The sequence below is a fragment of the Amycolatopsis sp. NPDC050768 genome (genome assembly GCF_040654155.1).
In the GTDB taxonomy this organism is placed as follows: domain Bacteria; phylum Actinomycetota; class Actinomycetes; order Mycobacteriales; family Pseudonocardiaceae; genus Amycolatopsis.
On the sequence record NZ_JBFAHL010000010.1, the window covers coordinates 12,444 to 36,417 of the forward strand.

Below are 23,974 nucleotides of genomic sequence, written 5' to 3' on the forward strand. Positions count from 1 at the left end.
CGCGCGGGGGCCCATTTCCTTTCTTCTGGGGTGTTCGGGGGGGGGGCGGCGGCCGCGGCGGGGCCCCGCCCCCCCCCCCCCATACAAACCCCCGACGCGATCTCGCTGGCGGGTCGGCTTCCGGGGTGGGGAATCGGCGTTCATGGTCGGGCGTGTCGGGGTGGCGGGGAGGGGAGGGGAGTTGCTGCTCGGTCAGTGGCCGAGTTCGGCAGGCTGCCAACCGCGCAGTGCCGCCCTCGTCACGCTGTCGAGGCGACCCACCAGCGAGATCGCGCCGGCGTTTCGATCGAGCGGTGCGATCGGCCCCCGGCCGATCAGACCGCTCGATCGAAACGCCGGCTCAAAGGCGATCTCGCACGCCTCGGCGGAGCCGAGGCAGACAACACAGCACGCCACGCCGTGGGCGGGGCAAAAGACACAGGTCACTCCCTTCCCACACCTTGACCCCTACTCTTGCCCGCATGGCCGCGACCCGACAGCACGGTGCCGGGCCGTCCCGGCGCGCCACGCCCGGCGACGGCGGGCTGCTGCTGTTCCGGGTGGCCGGGGTGCCGGTGCTGCTGGCGCCGTCGTGGTGGATCGGGTCGCTGATCATCGTGGTGCTGTACGCGCCGCTGGTGGGGCGGCTGCTGCCGGACGCGTCGACGCCCACGTCGTGGCTGCTGGCGGCCGCGTTCGCGGTGTTGCTGGGGCTGTCGGTGCTCGCGCACGAGCTGGGGCACTGCCTCGTGGCGCTGCGGTTGGGGATTCCCGTGCGCCGGCTGCGGCTGTTCTTGCTCGGTGGGCTGTCTGAGGTCGCGCGAACGCCGCGCCGGCCCGGGCAGGAAGGGCTGGTGGCCGCGGCCGGGCCGGCGGTCTCGCTGGTGCTGGGCGGGTTCTGTGCCCTGCTGATGCTCGCCGTTCCGCCGGACGGTGCGGTGTGGCTGCTGGTCGCGGAGTGCGCTGTGGCGAACTTCGCGGTGGGCGTGTTCAACCTGCTCCCCGGGCTGCCGCTCGACGGCGGCCGCCTTGTGCGGGCCGGCGTCTGGGCCGCGACGGGGATGCGCGCCAAGGGCACGCGCGCCGCAGTGGCCGGGGGCGCGGTGGTCGCGACGGGCCTGATCGTGTGGGCACTGTTGGGCCTGGCCACCCAGAGCGAGGACCGCTGGCTGCGGCTCGGCGTCTGCGTGGTCACGGCCTGGTTCGTGATCCTCGGCGCCCGTTCGGAGCTCGCGGCCGAAGCCCGGCGCAGCTGGCCCGACGGCCTCGAGCTGGCTGCGCTGGTCCGCCCCGTTCTGCAGCTGCCCGCGGAAAGCCCGGTGTCCGACGCGCTCGCCGCCTCGGCCGGCCGCGGGGTCGTCCTCGTGCGCGCCGACGGGGTCGCTGCGGGGCTGCTCGACGAGCAGGCCGCCGAACAGCTGGCCGGGACCCACCCGCACGCCCCGGCGGAGCTCGCGGCCGAGCCGATCCGTGCCGAAACGGTGCTGCTGGCCTCGGAGCCGGGGGAGGAGATCGCCGAGCGCGTGCGCGAAACCCCCGCGTGGCAGTTCCTCGTGGTCGACGACGAGGGCCGCCCCGCCGGCGTGCTGCGCCGCGAAGACCTCCGGGCCGCGCTCGTGCGCGGCCGCCACGCTCACTGAGAGTGCACCCGACCGGCGACCCGCGCGGACGACCTGCGAGGATCTGACGCCAGCGTTTCGCGTGTGAGGTGGAGGAAGAAGTTGTCGGTCAGCGGACCGTTTCGCGCAGGAGACCGGGTTCAGTTGACGGACTCGAAGGGCCGGCACTACACCCTCACGCTCGCCGAGGGCGGCGAGTACCACACGCACCGCGGTGCGCTCGCGCACGACGAGCTGATCGGGCTCCCTGAGGGCTCCGTGGTGACCTCGGCCGGCGGCAGCAACTACCTCGCGCTGCGGCCCCTGCTGCCGGACTACGTGCTGTCCATGCCGCGCGGCGCCCAGGTGATCTACCCCAAGGACGCGTCGCAGATCGTGATGTGGGGCGACATCTTCCCGGGTGCGCGCGTGCTCGAAGCCGGTGCCGGCTCGGGCGCGCTGACGCTCTCGCTGCTGCGCGCCGTCGGCCCGGCCGGGCACGTGTCCTCCTACGAGATCCGCGACGACCACGCGGAGCACGCCGAGCGCAACGTCGTGAAGTTCTTCGGCGAGAAGCCGGACAACTGGACGCTCACCGTCGCGGACCTGGCTACGCACGCCGGCGAGGTCGACCGGGTCGTGCTCGACATGCTCGCGCCGTGGGACCAGCTGCCGAACGTCGCCGCGCACCTCGTGCCGGGCGGTGTCCTCACGGTGTACGTGGCGACCGTCACACAGCTTTCCCGCGTGACGGAGTCGTTGCGGGAACAGCAGTGCTGGACCGAACCGGAGTCGTGGGAGACGCTGATGCGCCCGTGGCACGTCGTCGGCCTCGCGGTGCGGCCGGACCACCGGATGGTGGCGCACACGGCGTTCCTGCTCACCGCGCGCCGGCTCGCCGACGGCACGGTGTCCCCGCGCGTGTCGCGCCGGCCCGCGAAGGGCAAGGGCTGAGGCCTAGCCCGGCACGCACCATCGGCCGTTTTCCCGGTGCATCGGGAACGGCGTGTCCTTGCGCCCGCCCGCGCCTTCCACGTGCACGGTGACGCCGGCCGAGTCCCCGGCCACGTTCGGCGGCCCGGCGAGGGTGACGGTGAGCGGTCCCGCCGCGTCCCACTGGGACTGCAGTCGGGCCAGAGCCTGGGAAGTCTGCGGTTCGCACGTGAGCCGGCCGAACTCCGTGGCGTCGCCGCGCTTGATGGCGTCGACGATGGCGTTGGCGAGCACGTTCGTGGCGGCGACGTCCGCGTCGCTCGCGGGCAAGGAAAACGGGGGGACGCTCGCAGGCTGGGAAGGCGCCGCAGGCGGTGGCGGTGAGGGCCCGGCCGGTGCGACCAGCACCAGGCCGAGCACCGCGCCGGCCACCAGAGCGCCGAGCACGACGAGCCCGGCGGTGAGTCTGCCACTCACCGCCGGGGTCTCACTGCTTGTCCGCCTGGGCGTCGACCAGGCACCAGACGCCGGCCTCGCGCTTCGAGGTCATCGTCCCGTTCGCCGTTTTCGCGCCCTGCGTGGCCTTGTACCGCACGGACGCAGTGTTGCCGTTCTCCTGTGCGGCGCCCGTGAGCTGGATCTGGGTGGTCGGGATGTCCACGGCGCCACCGTTGTAGAGGCTGCGGCAGGCCAGTCCGGCGAGCGCGGCACCGTCGCCGCTGGTGAAGTCGTCCGCGGCGGCCTGGAACAGCTCCTGCGCGCTTTGTTTCCCGCCGGGTGCGGGCGAGTTGCTGCCGGAGGCCGACCCCGTCGACGGGGTCGAACCGGTGCTCGTGCTGGGTTGGGTCGGCGCGCCGGTGTTCGGCAGGCCCCCGCCCGGGCTGCTCACGGCCGGGGGCGCCGGCGGGGCCGCGGTGTCGGTTTTGTCCTTGTCGTCACCCGAAAGCCCGATGACGAGACCGATCGCGGCACCCACCACGACCACCACGCCGACGGCGATCCCGACGATCAGGCCGGTCTTCTTTTTCTTCGGAGGCTGCTCGTTGTAGCCGCCGAAGGACTGATAACCACCCAGTTGGCCGTACTGATCGCCGAAACCGCCCTGCTGGTGGCCCTCCGGCTGCCCGAACTGCTGCGTTCCACCCTGCTGGTACGGATCTTGCTGCCCGTACTGCTGGGGCCCGCCGTGCGGCTGGTAGGGATCTTGCTGCCCGTACTGCGGCGGCTGGGAGTACGGATCTTGCTGCCCGAAGGGCGGGGGCTGCTGAGCCGGGTAGCCCGGCTGCTGCTGCGGACCGGACTGCGGGTACCCGCCCTGCGGGGGCCAGGTGCCCGGCTGCTGCTGCCCGCCGTGGGGCTGCCCGCCGGGGTAGCCGGGCTGCGGCTGAGGGCCGGACGGGGGCTGACCTGGGCCCTGCTGGGACTGTCCGTAGGGATTCGGCTGCTGCCCGTAACCTCCGTAGCCACCGCCCTGCTGGCCGTGACCACCGGGCTGCTGCGGCGGGTAGGTCATGTGTGGTGCCCCCTAGTGTTCCTTCGCGTGCCGACCTGGCCACCGGGTGAGGTGAACCCCGGGGGATGCTAGCCAGGCCGCCCGGGATCCGTGCGCTCAGGCCGGAATCCGGCGAAACCGGGGTTGCCGGCGGGGCCGAGGGGTACCTGCACCGTGCTCGCTTTCGCCTGGTGGAACACGGCGTGACGGCCTCCGGTGTCCGGGCACCGAATCGGCCGCTTGCGCATCCGTGACGACCGTGCTGAGCGGGTGCGGAAATCGCGACGCGCCGATCTTGTGATGCGGAAAGGCCTTTTATTGTCGGTGATCGCCGGTACCGTGGAATGAAAAGCACTCCGAGGAGGTGCCCGATGCATCATGACCTTCCCGGAGGTCGGCGCGAGGAGGCCGACCCTTCAGCAACAGGCGGAGCTGGGCAGACGGCGGAACAACAAGCCCGGCAGATCCGTTTTCTCGAGGAGGAAGTGGCGCTGTTGCGTCGCAAACTCACCGATTCGCCGCGGCAGAACCGAGTTCTCGAACAGCGCCTCGCCGAGGCGTCCGAACGGGTGAGCCAGCTCACCGAGCGCAACACGAAACTGGTCGAGACCCTGCGCGAGGCGCGTGGTCAGCTGCTTGCCCTCCGCGAAGAGGTCGACAGGCTGGCCCAGCCGCCGAGCGGCTATGGGGTCTTCGTCACCTCGTACGAGGACAACACGGTGGACGTCTTCACCGCGGGCCGCAAGATGCGGGTCTCGGTGTCGCCGGCCGTGGAGATCTCGTCGCTGCGCCGTGGTCAGGCGCTGCGTCTCAACGAGGCACTCACCGTCGTCGAAGGCGGCGATTTCGAGCGCACCGGTGAGGTGTGCGCACTGCGTGAGGTGCTCGCACCCGAGGACGAGGGCGGCGTGCCCCGTGCTCTCGTGGTGGGGCACGCGGACGAGGAGCGGGTTGTCCTGATCTCCGAACCGCTGGCCGAGCAGCCGCTCAAGCCTGGCGACTCGCTGCTCGTGGACACGAAGGTCGGGTACGCGTACGAGCGCGTGCCGAAGGCCGAGGTCGAGGACCTGGTGCTGGAGGAGGTGCCCGACGTCCGCTACGAGGACATCGGTGGCCTGAGCAGGCAGATCGAGCAGATCCGCGACGCGGTGGAGCTGCCGTTCCTGCACGCCGATCTCTACCAGGAATACCAGCTGCGGCCGCCGAAGGGTGTGCTGCTCTACGGGCCTCCGGGCTGCGGGAAGACACTCATCGCCAAGGCGGTGGCCAACTCCCTGGCCAAGAAGGTCGCGCAGGCGCGGGGCGACAAGGAGGACGGGAAGTCCTACTTCCTGAACATCAAGGGCCCCGAGCTGCTCAACAAGTTCGTCGGTGAGACCGAGCGGTCCATCCGCCTGATCTTCCAGCGGGCTCGGGAGAAGGCCTCCGAGGGCACTCCCGTCATCGTGTTCTTCGACGAGATGGATTCCATCTTCCGCACCCGTGGTTCGGGCGTGTCCTCCGACGTGGAGACCACGATCGTGCCGCAGCTGCTGTCGGAGATCGACGGTGTGGAAGGGCTGGAGAACGTCATCGTCATCGGCGCCTCCAACCGTGAGGACATGATCGACCCGGCGATCCTGCGGCCGGGCCGGCTCGACGTGAAGATCAAGATCGAGCGTCCGGACGCCGAAGGCGCGAAGGACATCTTCTCCAAGTACCTGGCCGAAGGCCTGCCGATCCACGCCGACGACCTGGCGGAGTTCGGCGGGGACCAGAAGGCCACGTTCGACGCGATGATCCAGCACACGGTCGAGCGCATGTACGAGGAGAGCGACGAAAACCGGTTCCTCGAGGTGACCTACGCCAACGGGGACAAGGAAGTCCTGTACTTCCGCGACTTCAACTCGGGCGCGATGATCCAGAACATCGTGGACCGGGCGAAGAAATCGGCCATCAAGTCGGTGCTGGAGACCCAGCAGCCCGGCTTGCGCGTGCAGCACCTGCTGGACGCGATCGTCGACGAGTTCGCAGAGAACGAGGATCTGCCGAACACCACGAACCCGGACGACTGGGCCCGGATCTCCGGCAAGAAGGGCGAGCGGATCGTCTACATCCGCACGCTCGTCACCGGCAAGAACCAGGACTCGGGGCGGGCGATCGACACCGCCACGAACACGGGTCAGTACCTGTAGAAAACGCAGTACCCCGACGTGGGGCCGCCGGTTCGCCGGCGGCCCCACGCCTGCGTTTCACACCTTTCCGGCCACGCTCGCGGTCTGCCGTCGACGAAGCGAGAGTTTCCCGTGCGACGCGAGGATTCCGAGCACCACGCCCACCCCGGGTGTGAGGTAAGTCACCGACGATGCGTGTGCCGCGCCCCAGGCCGCTACTACGCGTGTGTTCCACACGTACGCGATCCTCGTTCCCAGCACGCTCAGCGTGAGCATGCTGACCACCACGGCGGCGCTGAGGTGCATCGGCTGGGTCGCCACCAGGGGGGCCAGCAGTAAGAGCAGCACGGTCGCGAAGCCGACCTGCCCGAACGCCACTGTGTTGTCTGCCCCGGCTCCGCCCTGCCGGAGGCGGGGCAGACAACTCAGAACAGGAAACTCGCGCCCCACACCACTGCCAGCGCGACGAATCGCGCACTGATACCGAACTGCCCGGTCATGCCCCTCCTGATCGACTGCCACACTCGTGGCCAGTCAACGGCTCGCCACGCCGCGAGACCAGCGGTTATCGGCCATCTCATCCAAGTCTGGTGTATAACGACCTATACTTCACGGCTGTGAGCACCGACGACACGCCGCGCCCGCGCGCCCCGATCACCGAAACCGACGTCCTGACCTGGCTGGAGACGACCGCGGCCGCCGTCCAGGCGGGGGAGCTGAACGCCAACGACCTCATCGACCTGCTGGGGGAGTTGCGCCGCGCGTCCGCCGCCTGTGCCGACGCGTCCGACTGGGCCCTGCTCGCCGCCCGCGAGGAAGGCGCCAGCCTCCGCCAGATCGCCCCGGTCTTCGGCAAGGGCTACGTCCGGGCGCCCGCCGCCCGGCTGGAAAAACTCCACCGCCAAGCCCAGAACTCCGGACAATGGCTCGCCATCCTCCGACACAAACAAACTGTATAACGACCTATACATCTGGCCTGGGTCGCAAAAACCGTGGCCAGCAACGCATTCGTGTCACCACCCCGAACCAGCACAGACAAGGACACCGAATGGAGCGCATCGCGGTCGGGCTAGCCGCTCTCGGCCGGCCCGCGTACATCAACCTGGGCCGGGAGCTGCCGGGGACACGGGACGTGCCGGCGATGCGCGCCGCGACCCACGAGGTGCTCGACGCGGCCTACGCGGCGGGCGTGCGCTGGGTAGACGTCGCGCGTTCCTACGGGCTGGCCGAGGACTTCCTCGCGAGCTGGCTCGCGGAGACCGGCCACACCGACGTGACCGTGTCGAGCAAGTGGGGCTACCGCTACGTCGGCGAGTGGCGGCTCGACGCGCCGGTGCACGAGGTCAAGGAGCACTCGGCGGCGCGGTTCGCCGAGCAGTGGGCCGAGACGCGGGCCTTGCTGGCCGACCACGTGAGTCTGTACCAGGTGCATTCGCTCACTGTGGACAGTCCGTTGTTCTCCGACGCGGCGCTGATCGACGCGCTGGCAGGATTGTCCGATCAGGGCGTCGAGGTCGGGTTCTCCACGTCCGGGCCGGCGCAGGCGGACGCGGTGCGGCGCGCGTTCGAGCTGGAAGCGGCGGGGCGGCCCGTGTTCTCGTCGGTGCAGTCCACTTGGAACGTTCTGGAGCCGTCGGTCGGCGGGGCGCTCGCCCAGGCGCGCGCGGCGGGGAAACGGGTGCTGGTCAAGGAGACGCTGGCCAACGGCCGCCTGGTCGTGGAGGCGCCCGAGCCGCTCGCGCGCATCGCCGCCGCGCACGGGGTGGGTCCGGACGCGGTCGCGGTGGCCGCGGTCCTGGCGAACGACTGGGTTTCTGCGGCGCTGGTGGGTCCGTCGAGCACTGCGCAGCTGGCCGCGAACCTGGCCGCCACGCGGGTTTCGCTGACCGCGGACGAGGTGGCCGAGCTGGCGGGTCTGGCGGAGACGCCGGAGGAGTACTGGCGGCACCGGTCCCACCTCGGGTGGGACTGAGGGGCTGCATTACCCTCTCTGCAGCGCGCGCCCGGCGGGTGGGCCGCGGTTCTCGGCTCTTCCGGAGGGGCGGCAGGTGCGTCATCGGCAGGTGCTCGCGGTGGCGGCGGTAGCGCTGGTGGGGCTCACGACCGCGTGCGGCAACCGGCCCAACGATCTCGAGACGTACTACGACGATCCGACGCCGGTGAACGACGCGACGACGTCCGCGCCGGTGACTCCGCCGCCTGCCGCGCCGCCGAGTTCTCCCACGTCCGCCGCGCCCGATCCTCGGATTCTGGCCGCTGCGGCGGCTTCGGCCGCGTTGCTGTCCGATGAGGACGTTGCGGAGGAGGGCGTTTCGCCCGGGCCGGGCAAGGCGTCGGGGTGCTTGTCGGGGTTGGCTCAGGGGGAGCGGCGGTCGGCGAGCTGGGTGTACCCGAGTGGTTCGGGGATCACGCACGAAGTCACGGCGTACGCGAGTGGGTCGGGTGCCGACGTGGTGTCCGCTGCGGACTGTGCCGGTCAGGTGCTCGCGATCGCGCCGCAGCCGGGTGTTGCGCAGCAGCGGGCGTGGTGCGACGGGTCGACCTGCACGGTGCTGCTGGCGAAGGGTGAGCTGGTTTCGGCGTTGAGCGTGGTGGCGAGCACGCCGGCGCGGGCGGCGGACGCGGCGAAGCGGTTGCTGCCGAAGGTCGTGGCGAAGCTGGTTGCTCAGCTGTAGCGGCGGAACCACTCCTGCACGCCTTCGCGGCCGTCGGGGATGAAGGGGCTTTCGGGGTCGTCGACCCAGGCGCGCAGTTCGGTCAGGGGGAGCCAGCGGCCTTCGGCGATCTCTTCGGCCTGGTGGTGGATGGGGCCGTCCCAGCGGACTTCGTAGGCGAAGTTGTGGCAGTGGACGGTGCCCTGGTCGTAGATCTTGGTGAACAGGGGTTCCGGTTCCACTCCGTGGACGCCGAGTTCTTCGGCGAGCTCGCGGCGGGCGCAGTCGGCGGGGGTTTCGCCCGCGGCGACGACACCGCCGGCCCAGCAGTCCCAGGTGGACGGGAAGATGTCCTTGTCCGCGGTGCGGAGGTGGACGTACACGGATTCGCCGTCGCCCGAACGGACGAGCACCACGCCGGCGGCGTGCCACAGACCTTGGGCTCGGACGCGGGAGCGGGGTGCCTGGCCGACGACGTGGCCGGCGTGGTCATAGAGGGCAACGAGTTCGTCACTGCCTGGCATGGGGGCATCGTCGCACGGCCTTACCCCGTAGGGTGGTGGTATGCGTCGGATCATGGGAACCGAAGTCGAGTACGGCATCGCCGTGCCTGGGGACGCCACGGCGAACCCGGTGCTCACCTCGACTCAGGTGGTGCTCGCCTACGCGGCGGCTGCTGACATTCCGCGGGCTCGCCGGGCCCGGTGGGACTACGAGGTGGAGTCGCCGTTGCGCGACGCGCGCGGGTTCGACTTGACGGGTCCTGGTGGGCCGGGGCACGACCCGGACGTGGAGGATCTGGGCGCCGCGAACGTCATTCTGACCAACGGCGCGCGCCTGTATGTGGACCACGCGCACCCGGAGTATTCGGCGCCTGAGGTCACGAACGCGCGGGACGCGGTGATCTGGGACAAGGCCGGCGAGCGGGTGATGGAGGAGGCGGCGCTGAAGGCGGCGTCCGTGCCGGGTCAGCCGCCGTTGCAGCTGTACAAGAACAACGTGGACGGCAAGGGTGCGAGTTACGGCACGCACGAGAACTACCTGTGTTCGCGGTCGACGCCGTTCACCGCGATCATCGCCGGGTTGACGCCGTTCTTCGTGTCGCGGCAGGTGGTGACGGGCTCGGGGCGGGTCGGGATCGGCCAGCAGAGCGAAGAGGCCGGTTTTCAGCTGTCGCAGCGGTCGGACTACATCGAGGTCGAGGTCGGCCTGGAGACGACGCTGAAGCGCGGGATCATCAACACGCGCGACGAGCCGCACGCGGATGCGGACAAGTACCGGCGGCTGCACGTCATCATCGGTGACGCGAACCTGTCGGAGTACTCGACCTACCTGAAGGTGGGTACGACGGCGCTGATCCTGGACCTCATCGAGTCGGGGATCCGGTTCGACGAGCTGAAGCTGGACGAGCCGGTGCGGGCCGTGCACAAGATCAGTCACGACCCGACGTTGAAGACGAAGGTCGAACTGGCGAACGGGAAGAAGTTCTCGGGGCTGGACCTGCAGTTCGCCTACCACGAGATCGCGTCGGCGAACCTCGAGCGCACGGGTGCGGACGAGGCGTCGAAGGAGGTCCTGCGGGTCTGGGGCGAGGTGCTGGACGCGCTGACGCGGGATCCGCAGGAGTGCGCGGATCGGCTGGACTGGCCGGCGAAGCTGCGGCTGCTGGAGGGGTACCGAGAGCGGGACCAGCTGGCGTGGGGTGCGCCGCGGTTGCGGCTGGTGGACTTGCAGTACTCGGACGTGCGGCTGGCGAAGGGCCTGTACAACCGGTTGGTCACGCGTGGGTCGATGAAGCGGCTGGTCACGGAGGAGGAGGTCCAGGCGGCGATCACGACTCCGCCGTCGGACACCCGGGCGTACTTCCGGGGCCGAGCTCTGGAGAAGTACGCGACGTCGATCGCGGCCGCGTCGTGGGATTCGGTCATCTTCGACGTGGGCAAGGAGTCGCTGGTGCGGATCCCGACGCTGGAGCCGCTGCGGGGCACGAAGGCGCACGTCGGGAAGCTGCTGGACGCGGCGGCGACGGCCGAGGAGCTGGTCGAGGCGATCACCGGTTCGGACTAGTCCGAACCGGCACAGGGCCGCGGATCGGGATCACGGCGTTGCCCCGAATGTCGGGGCCGCTGGGTAGGCTAGGAATCATCGGCCACACCGGGAGGCGATATGGCGCAGGAGAAGATCGAGAAGCACGGCGGTGGAGACTCCGACGAGGAGTTCGAAGCCACCGGAGCGGCGGGCCAGGAACGGCGCGAGAAGCTCGGCGAGGACGTCGACACGATCCTCGACGAGATCGACGACGTGCTGGAGGAGAACGCCGAGGACTTCGTTCGCGCCTACGTGCAGAAGGGCGGCGAGTAGTCGTTCGCGGCCGGTAGCCGCCCTCGGGTTTCCGGGGGCGGTTGTCGGTTGGCGTGCCGCTGCACGACTTCGGCGGTGCGGGCGACATACTGCGCGGCGACGGGTTGCGCGGCAGAGTTCGTCTCGGCACTGTGTCGGGTTGCACGGCTTCGGCGCGCGGCCTCAGCGTTGTTTCTTCAGCCGATACAGATGGGAACCAAGAGCACGTATGGACAACACCTTCCCTCGGGCGGGTTTTTCGGGACCCGGCCTGCCTGCTTCGTACTTCTCGCCGGCTTCGTCGTCGTTCGCGGACTTCGTGCGGGCGCAGGCGCCTGAGCTGTTGCCGGCGCGGCGGGTGCCGTCGTCCGGGGCGGGTGAGCTGGCGGTGCCGCACGGGACCACGATCGTGGCGCTGACGTTCGCCGGGGGTGTGCTGATCGCGGGTGACCGGCGGGCGACGTCGGGGAATCTGATCGCGAGCCGGGACATCGAGAAGGTGCACGTCACGGACGAGTACTCGGCGGTGGGGATCGCGGGTACCGCGGGCCTGGCCGTGGAGATGGTCCGGTTGTACGCGGTGGAGCTGGCGCACTACGAGAAGATCGAGGGTGTGTCGCTGTCGCTGGACGGCAAGACGAACAAGCTGGCCGGGATGGTGAAGGCCAACCTGGAGATGGCGATGGCGGGCCTGGCGGTGGTGCCGATGTTCGTGGGCTATGACCTGGAGGCCGAGGACGCGAAGCGCGCCGGCCGGATCATCTCGTACGACGCCGCCGGTGGGCGCTACGAGGAGAACGCCGGGTACGCGGGTGTCGGTTCGGGTTCGCTGTTCGCGAAGTCGGCGCTGAAGAAGCTGTATGACCCCGACGCGGATGTCGACGCCGCAGTGCGCGCGGCCGTGGAGTCGTTGTACGACGCCGCGGACGACGACACGGCGAGTGGCGGGCCGGACCTGGTGCGGCGCATCTTCCCGAGCGTTGTCACGATCACCGCCGAGACCGGTGCGGTGCAGCTGCCGTCGGAGCAGACGGCGGCGGTGGCGGAGGCCGTGGTGGCCGGCCGCGCCGAGCGCACGCACCACCGGCCGAGCTGATCGCCGGTGACTTTCCCGAACGCAGAACCTTCGACCGCCGGTACACCGGAGAACGTGGAGCCGACACCGTGACGATGCCGTTGTATGCCTCTCCCGAGCAGCTGATGCGGGAGCGTTCCGAGCTGGCGCGCAAGGGCATCGCGCGCGGCCGGAGCGTGGTGGTGCTGAAGTACTCCGGCGGGGTGCTGTTCGTGGCGGAGAACCCGTCGGCGACCTTGCACAAGGTGTCGGAGATCTACGACCGGATCGGGTTCGCCGCGGTGGGCCGCTACTCGGAGTTCGAGAACCTGCGGGTGGCGGGGATCCGGCACGCGGACCTGAAGGGCTACCAGTACGACCGGCGTGACGTGAGCGCCCGGGCGCTGGCGAACGCGTATGCCGCGACGCTGGGCAGCATCTTCACCGAGCAGCTGAAGCCGTTCGAGGTGGAGGTGTGTGTCGCCGAGGTCGGGGCGAACCAGTCGGAGGACCAGCTGTACCGGCTGACCTACGACGGGTCGATCTTCGACGAGTCACCGTTCGTGGTGATGGGTGGCCAGACCGAGCCGATCAGCACGAAGCTGAAGGACACCGTCGACCCGGAGCACGATCTGGCGACGGCGCTGGCGACGGCGATCGAGGGCCTGCGGGCGACCGCTTCGACGGCGAACGGCAACAACGGTGCGGTTGCCGAGCCGGACCAGATCAAGCTCGAGGTCGCGGTGCTGGACCGGGCGCGGCCGCGGCGGGCGTTCCGCCGGCTGACGGGGGCGGCGCTGGACGCGCTGCTGCCCGAGCCGCCGGCGAAGGACGACGCCGAGAAGCCGGCCGAGGGTGACTCGAACGGTGACTCCGCCAAGGAGTGAAGTAGTCGTGCGAGAGTGGGCCGTCCGGGTTTCCGGGCGGCCCACTCGGCGTTTCAGGACTGGTTCAGGACGCCGGCGTGGGGCTGCGGAAGTTCTGGTCGGCGAAGGCCAGGAGGTAGGGCAGCGTCGCGCGGGCGGTGTGCCAGGTGTGGTTGAAGCCGTGTTCGGTGTGGACGACGGCTTCCTGGCCGCGGCGGTGCAGCGCGTCGGCGATGCGGTGGGCCGTGGTGACGTCGGTGGGGGCGCCGGTGCCGGCCGCGAGGAGCACGGAGATCGGTGCGGTGAACGTCATCGTCGGCAGGTAGTGGCGTGGCGTGTTCGCGGCGATGGCTGAGGGATGGCCGTCGAGGACGCCGATGGAGTCGTTGAGGTCGTCGTAGGGCAGGGCGATCACGAGGGTGGCGAACTCGTCGAGGTGGTGCAGGCCGGTGTTGAGGGCGGCGAAGCCGCCGCCGGACATGCCGCCGAGTGCGCGGTGGCGGCGGTCGGCGAGGGTCCGGTAGTGGTGGTCGACGCCGGTGACGACGGTTTTGGCGAGGTAGGTCTCGAGTTGCGGGCCGCCGGGGACGTCGAGGCCTTCCCAGTCCTTGCTGGGCATGCCGGCCGTGAGGTCGACGCTGACCACGATCATCGGGGCGATCACGTGGTCGGCTTCGAGGTTTCTCAGCGCGTCGGGCGCGGCGCCGGAGGTGAGCCAGTCGCGCGGGCCGCCGTAGGGGTAGCCGTGGATCAGGTAGACGACGGGGTAGCGGTGGTCGGCGTTGGCCGGGTCGTCGTAGCCGGGCGGCAGGATCACGTAGTTCTCGCCCGAGGGCACGGCGTCGGCGGGGTCGGGCAGGCTGAGCACGTCGACGCGTTGCCCGGTGCTCACCACCGTGGGGTGGTGCTGCGCGGTGGCGGCGGTGTCGGCCGGCGCATCGGGTTCGTCGGCGCCGTCGTCGAGCAGCATCCCCACGGCGTCGGCCGCGCCGGAGCCGCGTTCGAAGAGCCGGCCGAGGTCGCCGGGGGTGCGGACGTAGCCGACGTAGTTGTTCACGGCGGTCACGGCCGCGAGGAGGAAGAGCACCACCGCGCCGCCGGTTCCCCAGCGGCGGGCGCGCCGGTGGTGCCCGAGCACGATGGTCACGGCGAGCACGGCGACGGCCGCGCCGGCGGCGGTCAGCCAGATCGCCGGTGACTCGAGCGGGCCGAGGTCACGCGCCTGCGCCGTGATGTCGGGCGGCAGTACCGGGTCGACCGCGGCCTGTGGCATCACGACCGCACCGCCGGGCGCGTGGCATCGCATGAGGAAAAACGCACGAGGGGGTTCCCTGCCGTGAACGGAAGCGGGCAGGGTCGCCCGCACCTGACGTGATCACGCTAGGGACGAGGCGCTGTGGATTCACTGTGAGCGGGTAAAGCGCTGGTCAAGCCCGGTTGTCGGGGTTGCGGTAGATCGTCAGGGCGCTGGGGCGGGCGCGGAAGGTGAACTCGTTGCCGAGTGGCCCGACCTCGCCGTCGGTGGCGACGCGGCGGTTGCCGCCGAGCAGCTTCACGCGCAGCTCCGGCAGGTCCAGTTGCTGGTAGACGTGGCTGGCGTTGAGGCTGTTGGTCACCATCGCGAGCAGGAACCGGGCGCGGGAGTACGGCACGTCGGCGCGCAGGTAGCGCACGTCGAGCAGGCCGGTGTCGAGGGCCGGGCGGCGCGACGGCGCGAAGCCCTTGGGGGAGTAGGTGCCGTTGCCGACGAAGATCAGCCAGACGTCGGCGGGTTCGTCGTTGAGCAGGATGGGCAGGGGTTTCGCGCGGCGCAGCACGCGGGCGAGTGCCAGCGCGGCCGCAGGCCATTTCGGGTGCTTCTGCTGCAGCTTCTCGCGCAGCCGGACCATCTCGGGGTAGCCGCCGAGGCTCGCGGTGTTCACGAACCAGCGGTGCTCCGGCTCGCCCGCGCCGTGGACCTCGACCTCGCCGAGGTCGATGCCGACGGCGTTGCCGGCTTCGGTGGCCGCGTCGGCGTCGGGCATCGAGCGCACGCCGACGTCACGGGCGAAGTGGTTGAGCGTGCCCGCGGGGATGAGCGCGAGCGGCAGGCCGCGTTCGGCGGCCACGGACGCGACCGCGGCGACCGTGCCGTCACCACCGGCCACGCCCAGCGCGCGCACGGTGCCGCCGCGGGCGTCGATCTCGGCTGCGAGCTGGTCGCGCAGGTCCTGCTGCGGGTCGGGGTAGAGGAGCGTGGCCTTGGGCCAGGCGTAGCGCACGTCCTCGGTCGGGTCCTGGCCGTCGACGCCGGAGTGCGGGTTGACCAGGGCCAGCATGTCCTCGCCGTCGCGCATTTCCGGCGCTTCGGCCGTGTGCGCGGTGCGGGCGGGCACGTCGGGGTGCAGCGGCCACCAGTGCCTCGTCAGGGCGGCGACCCCGACGCCGATCACCAGGCCGGCGCCGACGTCGCTGGGCCAGTGGACGCCGGTGTGCACCCGCGAGTACGCCACCGCGCCCGCCAGCGGTGCGACGACGAGCCCGGCCTTCGGTGACTCCATCGCGACGGCCGTGGCGAACGCGGCGGCCGAGGCGGCGTGGCCGGACGGGAACGACGAGGACGTGGGCCGCTTGCGCAGCCGCCGGTGCTCGGGCACCTCGTCCTCGGCCGGGCGCCGCCGGGGGAACAGCGGCTTGCCGAGCAGGTTCGCGGCCGCGCTCGCCCCGGCGATGGCGACCATTCCGCGCAGCGCTCCCCGGCGCGCCGCACCCTTGCGGGCGGCCAGCGCGGCGGCCACGACCCACCACAGGCGCGACTTGTTGGCGGATTTGGAAAGCCAGCCGAGAACATCGTCGGCGCGGGTCCTCGGCAGGGCCGCACTGTGGCGGATCAGAGCCCGATCGGTGCGCCCGACCTTCCGGAACGGGCGGCTGAGCTGGTGCAACACCGTTGTCGACCTCTTCTCCGTCCGGCGTGGGTCGCGCTGCTCCGTCGCCGGATTCGCGCGATTTCTCACCCCACGCAACGTACCGACCGCGTGTCGCCGCCCGAACGGCGCACCGCTCAAGGGGGTGCAGCGCCTACTCTGGTGAGATGCAGCGGCGGATCTTTGGCATCGAGACCGAGTTCGGGGTCACGTGCACCTTCCACGGTCAGCGCAGGCTCTCGCCCGACGAGGTCGCGCGGTATCTCTTCCGGCGGGTCGTGTCCTGGGGACGCTCGTCGAACGTCTTCCTGTCCAACGGCTCCCGGCTCTACCTCGACGTGGGCTCGCACCCCGAGTACGCGACGGCCGAGTGCGACGACCTCACGCAACTGGTCACGCACGACAAGGCCGGTGAGCGGATCCTCGAGGACCTGCTGGTCGACGCCGAGCGCCGGCTGGCCGACGAGGGCATCGGCGGCGACATCTTCCTGTTCAAGAACAACACCGACTCCGCGGGCAATTCCTACGGCTGTCACGAGAACTACCTCGTGACGCGCGCCGGCGAGTTCTCCCGGATCGCCGACGTGCTGCTGCCCTTCCTCGTCACCCGCCAGCTCATCTGCGGCGCGGGCAAGGTCCTGCAGACCCCGCGCGGCGCTGTGTACTGCCTCTCTCAGCGCGCGGAGCACATCTGGGAGGGCGTCTCCAGCGCCACCACGCGCTCGCGTCCCATCATCAACACCCGCGACGAGCCCCACGCCGACGCCGAGCGCTACCGGCGCCTGCACGTGATCGTGGGCGACTCGAACATGGCCGAGCCCACCACGATGCTCAAGATCGGGTCGGCGAACCTGGTGCTCGAGATGATCGAGGCCGGCGTCCAGTTCCGCGACTTCACCCTCGACAACCCGATCCGGGCGATCCGCGAGATCAGCCACGACCTCACCGGCCGCCGCCAGGTCCGCCTCGCCGGCGGCCGCGAGGCGTCGGCGCTCGACATCCAGCGCGAGTACCACGCGCGCGCCGTGCAGCACCTCAAGGAAAACGGCTCCACCCCCGCCAACGAGCGCGTGGTCGAGCTGTGGGGCCGCGCGCTGGAGGCCGTCGAGCAGCAGGACTTCGCCAAGATCGACACCGAGATCGACTGGGCCATCAAGCACCGCCTCGTCGAGCGCTACCGCGCGAAGCACGACCTGGACCTCTCCAGCCCCCGCATCGCCCAGCTCGACCTCGCCTACCACGACATCCGCCGCGGCCGGGGCATCTTCGACCTGCTGCAGCGCAAGGGCCTGGTCAAGCGCGTCACCGACGACGGCGAGATCGAAGCCGCGAAGGACACCCCGCCCCAGACCACCCGCGCGAAGCTCCGCGGCGACTTCATCGCCGCCGCCCAGGCCGCCGGCCGCGACTTCACCGTCGACTGGGTCCACCTCAAGCTCAACGACCAGGCCCAGCGCACCGTGCTGTGCAAGGACCCGTTCCGCTCGGTGGACGAGCGAGTCGAACGCCTGATCAGCTCGCTGTAACCCGCCAGGACCGCAGCCGTCGAGGGTCGCCCCGCACCACGCGGGGCGACCCTCGGGCATTTCCGGTGCACTCGGCTCGGGCCTGTAGGGCGGTCGGCAGATCCGGCGTTCCCGACGAAAGTCGCCGTCCGGGTGCGGCAAGATCGGCCGCATGCGGGTCGTGCGTGCGTTGGTGGTTCTGCTGGGTGCGGTGCTGCCGCTGGTCGCCGGCGGGTTGGCGGGCGCGGCTGAGCGGCTGCCGTCGTGGCGGCTGACGCCGACCGGGGTCACGGCGCAGTTCCGGGGGCTTTCGGCCGTCAGCGGGCGCGTGGCGTGGGTCAGCGGCACGCAGGGGACCGTCTTACGCACCACCGACGGCGGCCGTACCTGGAGCCCCGTCGGGCCGCCCGGCACGGAGACGCTGGAGTTCCGCGACATCGAGGCCTTCGACGCCGACCACGCCGTGGTGCTCTCCATCGGCCCCGGGGAGGACTCGCGCGTCTACCGCACCGACGACGCCGGCCGGCACTGGCGCCAGACGTTCGCCAACCCCGACCCGAAAGCGTTCTACGACTGCCTCGCCTTCTTCGACCCCTGGCGCGGTCTCGCGATGAGCGACCCCGTCGACGGGAAGTTCCGCGTGCAGGCCACCGCGGACGGCGGCCGTACCTGGCGGCAGATCCCCGACAGCGCGTTCCCGCCCGCCCTGCCCGGCGAAGCGGGCTTCGCGGCGGGCGGCCAGTGCGTGGCCACCTCCGGGCCGTTCGACGCGTGGCTCGCGATGGGCGGCGGGGACCGCGCCCGCGTGCTGCACACCGGCGACGCCGGGCGCCACTGGACCGTCGCAGACACCCCCCTGCCCAGCAGCGCGTCCGCCGGCGTGTTCGCGCTCGCGTTCCGCACGCCGTGGCAAGGCGTCGCGATCGGCGGGGACTTCGCGAACCCCACGGCGCCCGGCCCGGCCGTCGCGCTCAGCGCCGACCGCGGCCGTACGTGGCGCACGCCGGCGCACTACCCCGCGGGCTACCGCTCCGGGCTCGCGTGGCTCGGCGGCTCCGTCATCGCCGTCGGCCCGAGCGGTAGCGACCTCAGCCCCGACGGCGGCCGCCACTGGACGCGGTTCGACAGCGGCAGCTTCGACACCGTCGACTGCGTGCCCGCGGGCAGCTGCTGGGCGAGTGGCACCGGCGGCCGCGTCGCCCTTCTGCAGCGTTAAAGGACCTGCCCGGTCGGGCGGACCATGATCTCGTTGACGTCCACCGTCGGCGGCTGCTCCAGGGCGTAGAGCACCGCGCGGGCGACGTCGTCGGCCTCGAGCTTCGGCTTGCGCCGCTGCTCGTCGGTCAGGATGTCGGTGTCGGTGATGCCGGGCTGCACCAGCGTCACCCGCACGCCGGTGCCCACGGCCTCCTCCCGGATCCCCGCCGCCAGCCCGCTCACCGCCCACTTCGTCGCCGAGTACAGGCTCCCCTTGCGCGGGTAACGGCCGGCGACCGAACCGGTCAGCACGAGATGACCGCTCGTGTCCGCCAACGCCGGCAGCACGGCACGGGCCGTGAGCGCGGGACCGTAGACGTTCGTCAGCACCAGTTCCCGCCACTGTTCGGGTTCCGCGCCGCCGTCGCCGAAGAACGACACGCCCATGCCGATCCCGGCATTCGCGAAAGCCGCGTCCAGCCGCCCGAACCGCGCCAGCGTCGCCTCGACCGCGCCACGGCCTCGGCTTTCCGGGCCACGAGCGCCACCCGGAACCCCGCCGCCACGGCGCGCCTGGCCGTCGCCGCCCCGATCCCTCGCGACGCTCCGGTCACCAGCAGTACACGTTCAGCCATGGTTCCAGGCTAGGGCCGCGACGCGTTCGGGGAACCTCACGATCGGGGAGGACGAGGAGAGCTAGGGTTGTAGGGGTGTCCACCGCACGCGCCGAACGGCTGGTCAACCTCGTGCTCGCCCTGCTGTCCACCCGGCAGTACCTCACCGCCGAGCGGATTCGCGGAATCGTGCCCGGGTACGCCGACGCGGCCAGCGACGAGGCCTTCTTCCGCACGTTCGAACGCGACAAAACGGAGCTGCGGGAGCTCGGCATCCCGCTGGAGACCGGCCGCAACTCCGCCTTCGACCCCGTCGAGGGCTACCGCATCGCCCGCCGCGACTACGAGCTCGGCGAGATCGATCTGGCCCCCGACGAAGCGGCCGCCGTCGGCCTCGCCGTGCGCCTGTGGGACTCGCCCGAGCTGACCGGGCAGGCCCAGGGCGCGCTCGTGAAGCTGCGCGCCGCCGGCGTCGAGGTCGACGACCAGGCACCCACCGTGATCGAACCCCGCGTGCGCGCCGAGCCGGCGTTCGGGCCGCTGCTCGCCGCCGTGCAGAGCGGCCAGGCCGTGCGCTTCGAGTACCGCCGCGTCGGCTCCCCGGAACGCCGCATGCGTGAGCTCGAACCGTGGGGAGTCGTGTCCTGGCGCGCCCGCTGGTATGTCGTCGGGCACGACCGCGACCGCGGCGCGACCCGCTGCTTCCGGCTTTCCCGCGTCACCGGCAAAGTGACCCCGATCGGCGAGCCGGGGGCAGTGACTCGGCCCGAGGGTGTGAACCTGCTGCAGCTCGTGTCCGTCACCGGCGGCGGCGAGGAATCCAGCCCTGTCACCACCGCCCGCCTCTGGGTCGCGGACGGGCGGGCCGCCGGCGTGCGCCGCCGCGCCGAGGTCGTCGGCCGCGACACGATCGACGGCGAAGAGGGCGACCTCATCGAGATCGGCCTGTTCTTCCCCGAGTCGGCCGCCGACTGGATCGCCGCTCAGGGACCCGACGTGCTCGTGCTCGAACCTGACGTGCTCGCCAAATCCGTGCAGCACCGCCTCGAAGCCGTCCTCGCCCGTGCCGAGCAGGGGAGCGGCCGATGAGCGGCTCCACCGAACGCATGCCGCGCCTGCTCGCGCTCGTGCCCTACCTGCTCGCGCGCCCCGGCGTGCGCGTCGACGAGGCCGCCCACGACTTCGACGTCACGCCGCGCCAGCTGCGCAAGGACCTCGAACTGCTGTGGATGTGCGGCCTGCCCGGCTACGGCCCGGGCGACCTGATCGACCTGTCCTTCGAAGGCGACACCATCGTCGTCACCCACGACGCCGGCATGAGCCGCCCCCTGCGCCTCACCGGCGGCGAGGCCACCGCCCTCCTCGTGGCCCTGCGCGCGCTCGCCGACACCCCCGGCGTGGTCGACGGCGACGCCGTGCGCCGCTCGATCGCCAAGATCGAGGACGCCGCGGGCCAGGCCCAGCCGGCCGGTGTCGTGGTCGGCGGCGGCGTGCGCGAGGGCAAACGCGCCGCGAAGACCCGCGAGGAGGTCGCGGCCGCGCTGCAGGCCGGGCGCGCCCTGCGGATGCGCTACTACACCGCGTCCAAGGACCAGATCACCGAACGCACCGTGGACCCGATGCGGCTGCTCATCGTGCAGGCCGTCGGCTACCTCGAAGCCTGGTGCCGCCGCGTCGAGGACGTCCGGCTGTTCCGGCTCGACCGCATCGACGAGCTGACCGTGCTCGACGAACCCGCCGCGCCCCCGGCCCACGCGCGCCCAACCGACCTGTCCGACGGCGTGTTCTCCGCCCGGCCCGACCAGTGCGAGGCCGAGCTCGTGCTCGACCCCGACGCGCGCTGGGTCGCGGAGTACTACCCGTGTGAAGAACTCGCCGAACTCGACGGTGGGCGGCTGCGCATCCGGATGCGCTATGCGGACGAGTCCTGGATGGTCCGTTTGGTCCTCGGACTCGCCGGAGACGCGCAGGTGGAGAGCCCGGTCACACTGGCTGACGCGGTTCGACGACGAGCGGCCGACGCGGTGGCCCGATCCCGTCACCTACCGTCAACCTACGGCCGTTAAGGTAACCCACGTGTCGTACTGGCCCACTTACGTAGTGCTCGCGGCGGGCGTGCTCGTCCTGATTGTCCTGGCAGTACGGACGATCAGAGTCTTGCGCCAGTTCCGCCGCACCCTGAGCATGGTGGCTACGAACACCCAGGACCGGACCGGACTCCTCCGCGCCCGGTCCGCAGCACTTCGCGTGGCCGTGGCTCAGCGCCGCGACGCACCGGAAACCAGTAACATCGGCAACGACTAAAGAAACAAGGAGGCCACCGCCATGAACGCGCTGCAGCCGTGGCACATCATCATTCTGGTGCTCGTCGTGGTTCTGCTGTTCGGGGCCAAGAGGCTTCCGGACGCCGCCCGCTCCATCGGCAAGTCCATGAAGATCTTCAAGGCCGAGACCAAGGACCTCACGGGCGAGCAGAAGGACGAGGCCGAGCAGGTCGAGACCCGCCAGCTCCCGCAGGCTACCGCCCCGGCCCAGGACCAGCAGGTCGCCGACCTCCAGCGCCAGCTCGACGAGCTGAAGAAGCAGCAGGCGGCCGAGCAGCCGCAAAAGAACGCCAGCTGAGGCCCGACCACCCCACCCGGTCCCCGGTCCGCGGAGCGCGCTGAACACCCAGCGCGCTCCGGCGGGCTACGACGAGAACGGAACGACCAGTGGCGGAAGCCGCCAACGGCACAGGCGCGCGCCCCAGCAATCGGCGCAGGCGCAGCCGCCGGAGAAACCCCGACGGCACGATGACACTCATCGAGCACGTCTATGAGTTCCGGCGCCGGCTCGGGTTCGCCCTGCTGTTCATCGTCATCGGCGGCATCTTCGGCTGGATCTGGTTCGAACAGCACCTCGGCCCGATCCCGTCGCTCGGCCAGATCATGAACGGGCCGTACTGCGCCATCCCGGCCTCGCAGCGGCTGGGTGGTGACCAGACCGGCTGCCGGCTGCTGGCCACACAGCCGTTCGAGATCTTCATGGTCCGCCTGAAGGTCGGCGTCGCCGCGGGCGCTGTGCTCCTCTCGCCGTTCTGGTTGTACCAGTTCTGGGCCTTCATCGCCCCCGGGCTGTACTCGAAGGAGCGCAAGTACGCGCTCACCTTCGTAGGCTTCGCATCGTTGCTGTTCGCCGCCGGTGCCGTGCTGGCCTACTTCCTCGTGCCGCACGCGCTGGCCTTGCTCGCCGGCTTCGGCCAGGACCAGTTCGTCACCGCGCTGACGGCCGACAAGTACATCTCGTTCATCCTGTCGCTGCTGATCATCTTCGGCGTCAGCTTCGAGCTCCCGCTCATCGTGGTGATGCTCAACCTCGTCGGCGTCGTCAAGTACCAGCAGCTTAAGCGCTGGCGCCGCGGCATCCTGTTCGCGCTGTTCGTGTTCGCCGCGTTCGCGACGCCGGGCTCCGACCCGTTCTCCATGCTCGGTCTCGCCGCCGCGCTCACCGTGCTGTTCGAGATCGCCATCCAGATCACGCGTTTCAACGACCGCAAGCGCGACAAGATCCGCGAAGACGAGGGCTGGGACAAGCTCGACGACGACGAAGCCGCGCCGTTCGACTACACGCCGAGCACCGTCGAGGAAGACGAGCCCGTAACCTCGCCGCGCAGCCAGTCGACCGACGACATCACGTAACCACCACCGCATGGGGCTCACCGCGGCACTCGCCGTCCACCCGGCCTCCGGCCACGGCGCCGCGGCCCGGATCGCGGACGCCGTGGCCGCCCGGCTGCGCCCCGCCGTCGAACGGCTCGACGTCCTCACCGCCACCAGCGTCGAGGAATCACGAGCCCTCATGCGATCCGCGCACGCCGAAGGCCTCGACGTGCTCATCGTCCTCGGCGGTGACGGCGCCGCACATCAAGGCGTGCAGTTCTGCGCCGACCACGACGTCGCCCTCGGCCTCGTGCCGTCAGGCACCGGCAACGACTTCGCCCGCGCCCTCGGTACCCCACCCGACGCCCTCACGGCTGCCGGCAAGCTCGCCGAAGCCCTGCGCGCCGGCACCCGCCGCACCCTCGACCTCGGCCGCCTCGGCGGCGCGGAAGGCAGTGCGGAAGGCGGCGGCGACGGGGAGCACGGCGCCTGGTTCGCCACCGTCCTGTGCTCCGGCTTCGACGCCGCCGTCAACGCCCGCGCCAACAGCCTCCGCTGGCCTTCCGGACCCCGCCGCTACGACGTCGCCATCCTCGCCGAGCTCGCCGCCTTCCGCCCCAGCCCCGTCACCCTCCACACCGACGAAGGCACCCTCGAGCTCGACGCCACCCTGGTCGCCGTCGGCAACACCCCCTACTACGGCGGCGGCGTCCCCATCTGCCCCCAGGCCACGCCGGACGACGGGCTTTTCGACGTCACCGTGATCGGCGCCGCCGGCCGCCTGCAGCTGCTGCGCCTGTTGCCCGGCCTGCGCACCGGCGCCCACCTCGACCACCCCGCCGTCCGCACCCTGCGCACCCGGACACTGAGCATCGAAACCGGCAGCAACACCGGAACCGGCCCCGGCTGGCCCGCCTACGCCGACGGTGAATCCCAGGGCACCACCCCCGTCACCGCCACCTGCGTGCCCGGCGCGCTCACCGTCGTCGCCCCGTAACCGCACGGCCACACACCGGTCGGCACTCCGCGTGCGGACTGTCGGTGC

Annotated in this window: 25 protein-coding genes and 1 pseudogene; 18 read left to right on the forward strand and 8 right to left on the reverse strand. The window is 71.0% G+C overall.

Annotation, left to right across the window (positions count from 1 at the left end; translation table 11 throughout):
* Positions 1-192: 192 nt before the first annotated feature.
* On the reverse strand, positions 193-426 hold the full coding sequence (locus AB0H62_RS27615) for a hypothetical protein (protein ID WP_360589079.1): 234 nt from the start codon (positions 424-426) through the stop codon (positions 193-195).
* Positions 427-461: 35 nt separating this feature from the next.
* On the opposite strand from AB0H62_RS27615, the gene AB0H62_RS27620 reads away from it, so the two are divergent.
* Complete coding sequence (locus AB0H62_RS27620; protein WP_360589081.1) at positions 462-1,619, forward strand: M50 family metallopeptidase; 1,158 nt, start codon at positions 462-464, stop codon at positions 1,617-1,619.
* Positions 1,620-1,700: 81 nt separating this feature from the next.
* On the forward strand, positions 1,701-2,531 hold the full coding sequence (locus tag AB0H62_RS27625) for a tRNA (adenine-N1)-methyltransferase (RefSeq protein ID WP_220240789.1): 831 nt from the start codon (positions 1,701-1,703) through the stop codon (positions 2,529-2,531).
* A 3-nt stretch (positions 2,532-2,534) separates the two neighbouring features.
* On the opposite strand, the gene AB0H62_RS27630 is transcribed toward AB0H62_RS27625, so the two are convergent.
* Together AB0H62_RS27630 and AB0H62_RS27635 are read right to left on the reverse strand one after the other, a co-directional pair.
* Positions 2,535-2,987, reverse strand: coding sequence for a hypothetical protein (locus AB0H62_RS27630; RefSeq protein WP_360589083.1), 453 nt, complete (start codon positions 2,985-2,987; stop codon positions 2,535-2,537).
* A gap of 10 nt (positions 2,988-2,997) precedes the next feature.
* Entirely contained in the window at positions 2,998-4,023 is a 1,026-nt protein-coding gene (locus AB0H62_RS27635) for a hypothetical protein (RefSeq protein WP_360589085.1), read from the reverse strand.
* Positions 4,024-4,373: 350 nt separating this feature from the next.
* On the opposite strand from AB0H62_RS27635, the gene arc reads away from it, so the two are divergent.
* The gene (gene arc, locus AB0H62_RS27640; protein WP_220240786.1) at positions 4,374-6,176 is read left to right on the forward strand and encodes a proteasome ATPase; all 1,803 of its coding nucleotides are present in this window, start codon (positions 4,374-4,376) and stop codon (positions 6,174-6,176) included.
* A 57-nt stretch (positions 6,177-6,233) separates the two neighbouring features.
* Here the strand turns inward: arc and AB0H62_RS27645 are convergent, their stop codons facing one another.
* Positions 6,234-6,533, reverse strand: coding sequence for an EamA family transporter (locus AB0H62_RS27645; protein WP_266117901.1), 300 nt, complete (start codon positions 6,531-6,533; stop codon positions 6,234-6,236).
* A gap of 239 nt (positions 6,534-6,772) precedes the next feature.
* Between AB0H62_RS27645 and AB0H62_RS27650 the strand changes: the two genes are divergently transcribed.
* From AB0H62_RS27650 to AB0H62_RS27660, 3 genes are all read left to right on the forward strand, one after another.
* Positions 6,773-7,114, forward strand: a complete 342-nt coding sequence (locus AB0H62_RS27650) for a hypothetical protein (protein WP_360589087.1) — start codon at positions 6,773-6,775, stop codon at positions 7,112-7,114.
* Positions 7,115-7,203: 89 nt separating this feature from the next.
* Positions 7,204-8,127, forward strand: coding sequence for an aldo/keto reductase (locus AB0H62_RS27655; RefSeq protein WP_360589089.1), 924 nt, complete (start codon positions 7,204-7,206; stop codon positions 8,125-8,127).
* Between the two features lie 76 nt (positions 8,128-8,203).
* Positions 8,204-8,830 carry a hypothetical protein gene (locus tag AB0H62_RS27660; RefSeq protein WP_360589090.1) on the forward strand — a complete coding sequence of 209 codons (627 nt, stop codon included), beginning with the start codon at positions 8,204-8,206 and terminating at the stop codon, positions 8,828-8,830.
* Here AB0H62_RS27660 and AB0H62_RS27665 read toward each other — a convergent pair.
* Entirely contained in the window at positions 8,821-9,333 is a 513-nt protein-coding gene (locus tag AB0H62_RS27665) for an NUDIX domain-containing protein (RefSeq protein WP_360589092.1), read from the reverse strand. The two genes, AB0H62_RS27660 and AB0H62_RS27665, sit on opposite strands and share 10 nt — an antisense overlap.
* 40 nt (positions 9,334-9,373) lie before the next feature.
* Here AB0H62_RS27665 and dop point away from each other — a divergent pair, with 40 nt between their 5' ends.
* From dop to prcA, 4 genes are all read left to right on the forward strand, one after another.
* Complete coding sequence (gene dop, locus AB0H62_RS27670; protein WP_220240780.1) at positions 9,374-10,876, forward strand: depupylase/deamidase Dop; 1,503 nt, start codon at positions 9,374-9,376, stop codon at positions 10,874-10,876.
* A 99-nt stretch (positions 10,877-10,975) separates the two neighbouring features.
* Entirely contained in the window at positions 10,976-11,170 is a 195-nt protein-coding gene (locus AB0H62_RS27675) for a ubiquitin-like protein Pup (protein ID WP_220240779.1), read from the forward strand.
* A gap of 208 nt (positions 11,171-11,378) precedes the next feature.
* Positions 11,379-12,245 (forward strand): proteasome subunit beta, encoded by an 867-nt coding sequence (gene prcB, locus AB0H62_RS27680; protein ID WP_220240778.1) that lies wholly within the window; start codon positions 11,379-11,381, stop codon positions 12,243-12,245.
* A gap of 68 nt (positions 12,246-12,313) precedes the next feature.
* Entirely contained in the window at positions 12,314-13,090 is a 777-nt protein-coding gene (prcA, locus tag AB0H62_RS27685; protein WP_220240777.1) for a proteasome subunit alpha, read from the forward strand.
* 64 nt (positions 13,091-13,154) lie between these two features.
* Here the strand turns inward: prcA and AB0H62_RS27690 are convergent, their stop codons facing one another.
* Positions 13,155-14,342 carry an alpha/beta hydrolase-fold protein gene (locus tag AB0H62_RS27690; protein WP_360589095.1) on the reverse strand — a complete coding sequence of 396 codons (1,188 nt, stop codon included), beginning with the start codon at positions 14,340-14,342 and terminating at the stop codon, positions 13,155-13,157.
* 154 nt (positions 14,343-14,496) lie between these two features.
* The gene (locus AB0H62_RS27695) at positions 14,497-15,996 is read right to left on the reverse strand and encodes a phosphatase PAP2 family protein (RefSeq protein ID WP_360589097.1); all 1,500 of its coding nucleotides are present in this window, start codon (positions 15,994-15,996) and stop codon (positions 14,497-14,499) included.
* A 146-nt stretch (positions 15,997-16,142) separates the two neighbouring features.
* On the opposite strand from AB0H62_RS27695, the gene pafA reads away from it, so the two are divergent.
* Complete coding sequence (gene pafA, locus AB0H62_RS27700) at positions 16,143-17,501, forward strand: Pup--protein ligase (protein ID WP_220240774.1); 1,359 nt, start codon at positions 16,143-16,145, stop codon at positions 17,499-17,501.
* A gap of 160 nt (positions 17,502-17,661) precedes the next feature.
* Entirely contained in the window at positions 17,662-18,696 is a 1,035-nt protein-coding gene (locus AB0H62_RS27705) for an oxidoreductase (protein WP_360589493.1), read from the forward strand.
* Here the strand turns inward: AB0H62_RS27705 and AB0H62_RS27710 are convergent.
* Positions 18,693-19,312, reverse strand: a pseudogene (locus tag AB0H62_RS27710) (SDR family NAD(P)-dependent oxidoreductase). The gene AB0H62_RS27705 and the pseudogene AB0H62_RS27710 sit on opposite strands and share 4 nt — an antisense overlap.
* Before the next feature lie 75 nt (positions 19,313-19,387).
* Between AB0H62_RS27710 and AB0H62_RS27715 the strand changes: the two are divergent.
* The 6 genes from AB0H62_RS27715 (at position 19,388) to AB0H62_RS27740 (ending at position 23,926) form a co-directional block, all read left to right on the forward strand.
* Entirely contained in the window at positions 19,388-20,380 is a 993-nt protein-coding gene (locus AB0H62_RS27715) for a WYL domain-containing protein (protein WP_360589099.1), read from the forward strand.
* The gene (locus AB0H62_RS27720; RefSeq protein WP_220240771.1) at positions 20,377-21,357 is read left to right on the forward strand and encodes a WYL domain-containing protein; all 981 of its coding nucleotides are present in this window, start codon (positions 20,377-20,379) and stop codon (positions 21,355-21,357) included. The genes AB0H62_RS27715 and AB0H62_RS27720 overlap by 4 nt, the downstream gene beginning before the upstream one ends.
* A gap of 10 nt (positions 21,358-21,367) precedes the next feature.
* Positions 21,368-21,595 (forward strand): bacteriophage holin, encoded by a 228-nt coding sequence (locus AB0H62_RS27725; protein ID WP_220240770.1) that lies wholly within the window; start codon positions 21,368-21,370, stop codon positions 21,593-21,595.
* Positions 21,596-21,616: 21 nt separating this feature from the next.
* Positions 21,617-21,913 (forward strand): Sec-independent protein translocase subunit TatA, encoded by a 297-nt coding sequence (gene tatA / locus AB0H62_RS27730; RefSeq protein ID WP_220240769.1) that lies wholly within the window; start codon positions 21,617-21,619, stop codon positions 21,911-21,913.
* Between the two features lie 89 nt (positions 21,914-22,002).
* The gene (gene tatC / locus AB0H62_RS27735) at positions 22,003-22,968 is read left to right on the forward strand and encodes a twin-arginine translocase subunit TatC (RefSeq protein ID WP_220240768.1); all 966 of its coding nucleotides are present in this window, start codon (positions 22,003-22,005) and stop codon (positions 22,966-22,968) included.
* 10 nt (positions 22,969-22,978) lie between these two features.
* Positions 22,979-23,926 carry a YegS/Rv2252/BmrU family lipid kinase gene (locus tag AB0H62_RS27740; RefSeq protein WP_220240767.1) on the forward strand — a complete coding sequence of 316 codons (948 nt, stop codon included), beginning with the start codon at positions 22,979-22,981 and terminating at the stop codon, positions 23,924-23,926.
* Positions 23,927-23,974 lie beyond the last annotated feature (48 nt).

What these genes read in the sequence shown, in the direction of transcription:
- AB0H62_RS27620 (WP_360589081.1), top strand. Translation starts at nt 462, where the DNA reads ATGGCCGCGACCCGACAGCACGGTGCCGGGCCGTCCCGGCGCGCCACG.
- AB0H62_RS27635 (WP_360589085.1), bottom strand. Translation starts at nt 4,023, where the DNA reads ATGACCTACCCGCCGCAGCAGCCCGGTGGTCACGGCCAGCAGGGCGGT.
- arc (WP_220240786.1), top strand. Translation starts at nt 4,374, where the DNA reads ATGCATCATGACCTTCCCGGAGGTCGGCGCGAGGAGGCCGACCCTTCA.
- AB0H62_RS27655 (WP_360589089.1), top strand. Translation starts at nt 7,204, where the DNA reads ATGGAGCGCATCGCGGTCGGGCTAGCCGCTCTCGGCCGGCCCGCGTAC.
- AB0H62_RS27665 (WP_360589092.1), bottom strand. Translation starts at nt 9,333, where the DNA reads ATGCCAGGCAGTGACGAACTCGTTGCCCTCTATGACCACGCCGGCCAC.
- dop (WP_220240780.1), top strand. Translation starts at nt 9,374, where the DNA reads ATGCGTCGGATCATGGGAACCGAAGTCGAGTACGGCATCGCCGTGCCT.
- AB0H62_RS27675 (WP_220240779.1), top strand. Translation starts at nt 10,976, where the DNA reads ATGGCGCAGGAGAAGATCGAGAAGCACGGCGGTGGAGACTCCGACGAG.
- prcB (WP_220240778.1), top strand. Translation starts at nt 11,379, where the DNA reads ATGGACAACACCTTCCCTCGGGCGGGTTTTTCGGGACCCGGCCTGCCT.
- AB0H62_RS27690 (WP_360589095.1), bottom strand. Translation starts at nt 14,342, where the DNA reads ATGCCACAGGCCGCGGTCGACCCGGTACTGCCGCCCGACATCACGGCG.
- pafA (WP_220240774.1), top strand. Translation starts at nt 16,143, where the DNA reads ATGCAGCGGCGGATCTTTGGCATCGAGACCGAGTTCGGGGTCACGTGC.
- AB0H62_RS27720 (WP_220240771.1), top strand. Translation starts at nt 20,377, where the DNA reads ATGAGCGGCTCCACCGAACGCATGCCGCGCCTGCTCGCGCTCGTGCCC.
- tatA (WP_220240769.1), top strand. Translation starts at nt 21,617, where the DNA reads ATGAACGCGCTGCAGCCGTGGCACATCATCATTCTGGTGCTCGTCGTG.
- AB0H62_RS27740 (WP_220240767.1), top strand. Translation starts at nt 22,979, where the DNA reads ATGGGGCTCACCGCGGCACTCGCCGTCCACCCGGCCTCCGGCCACGGC.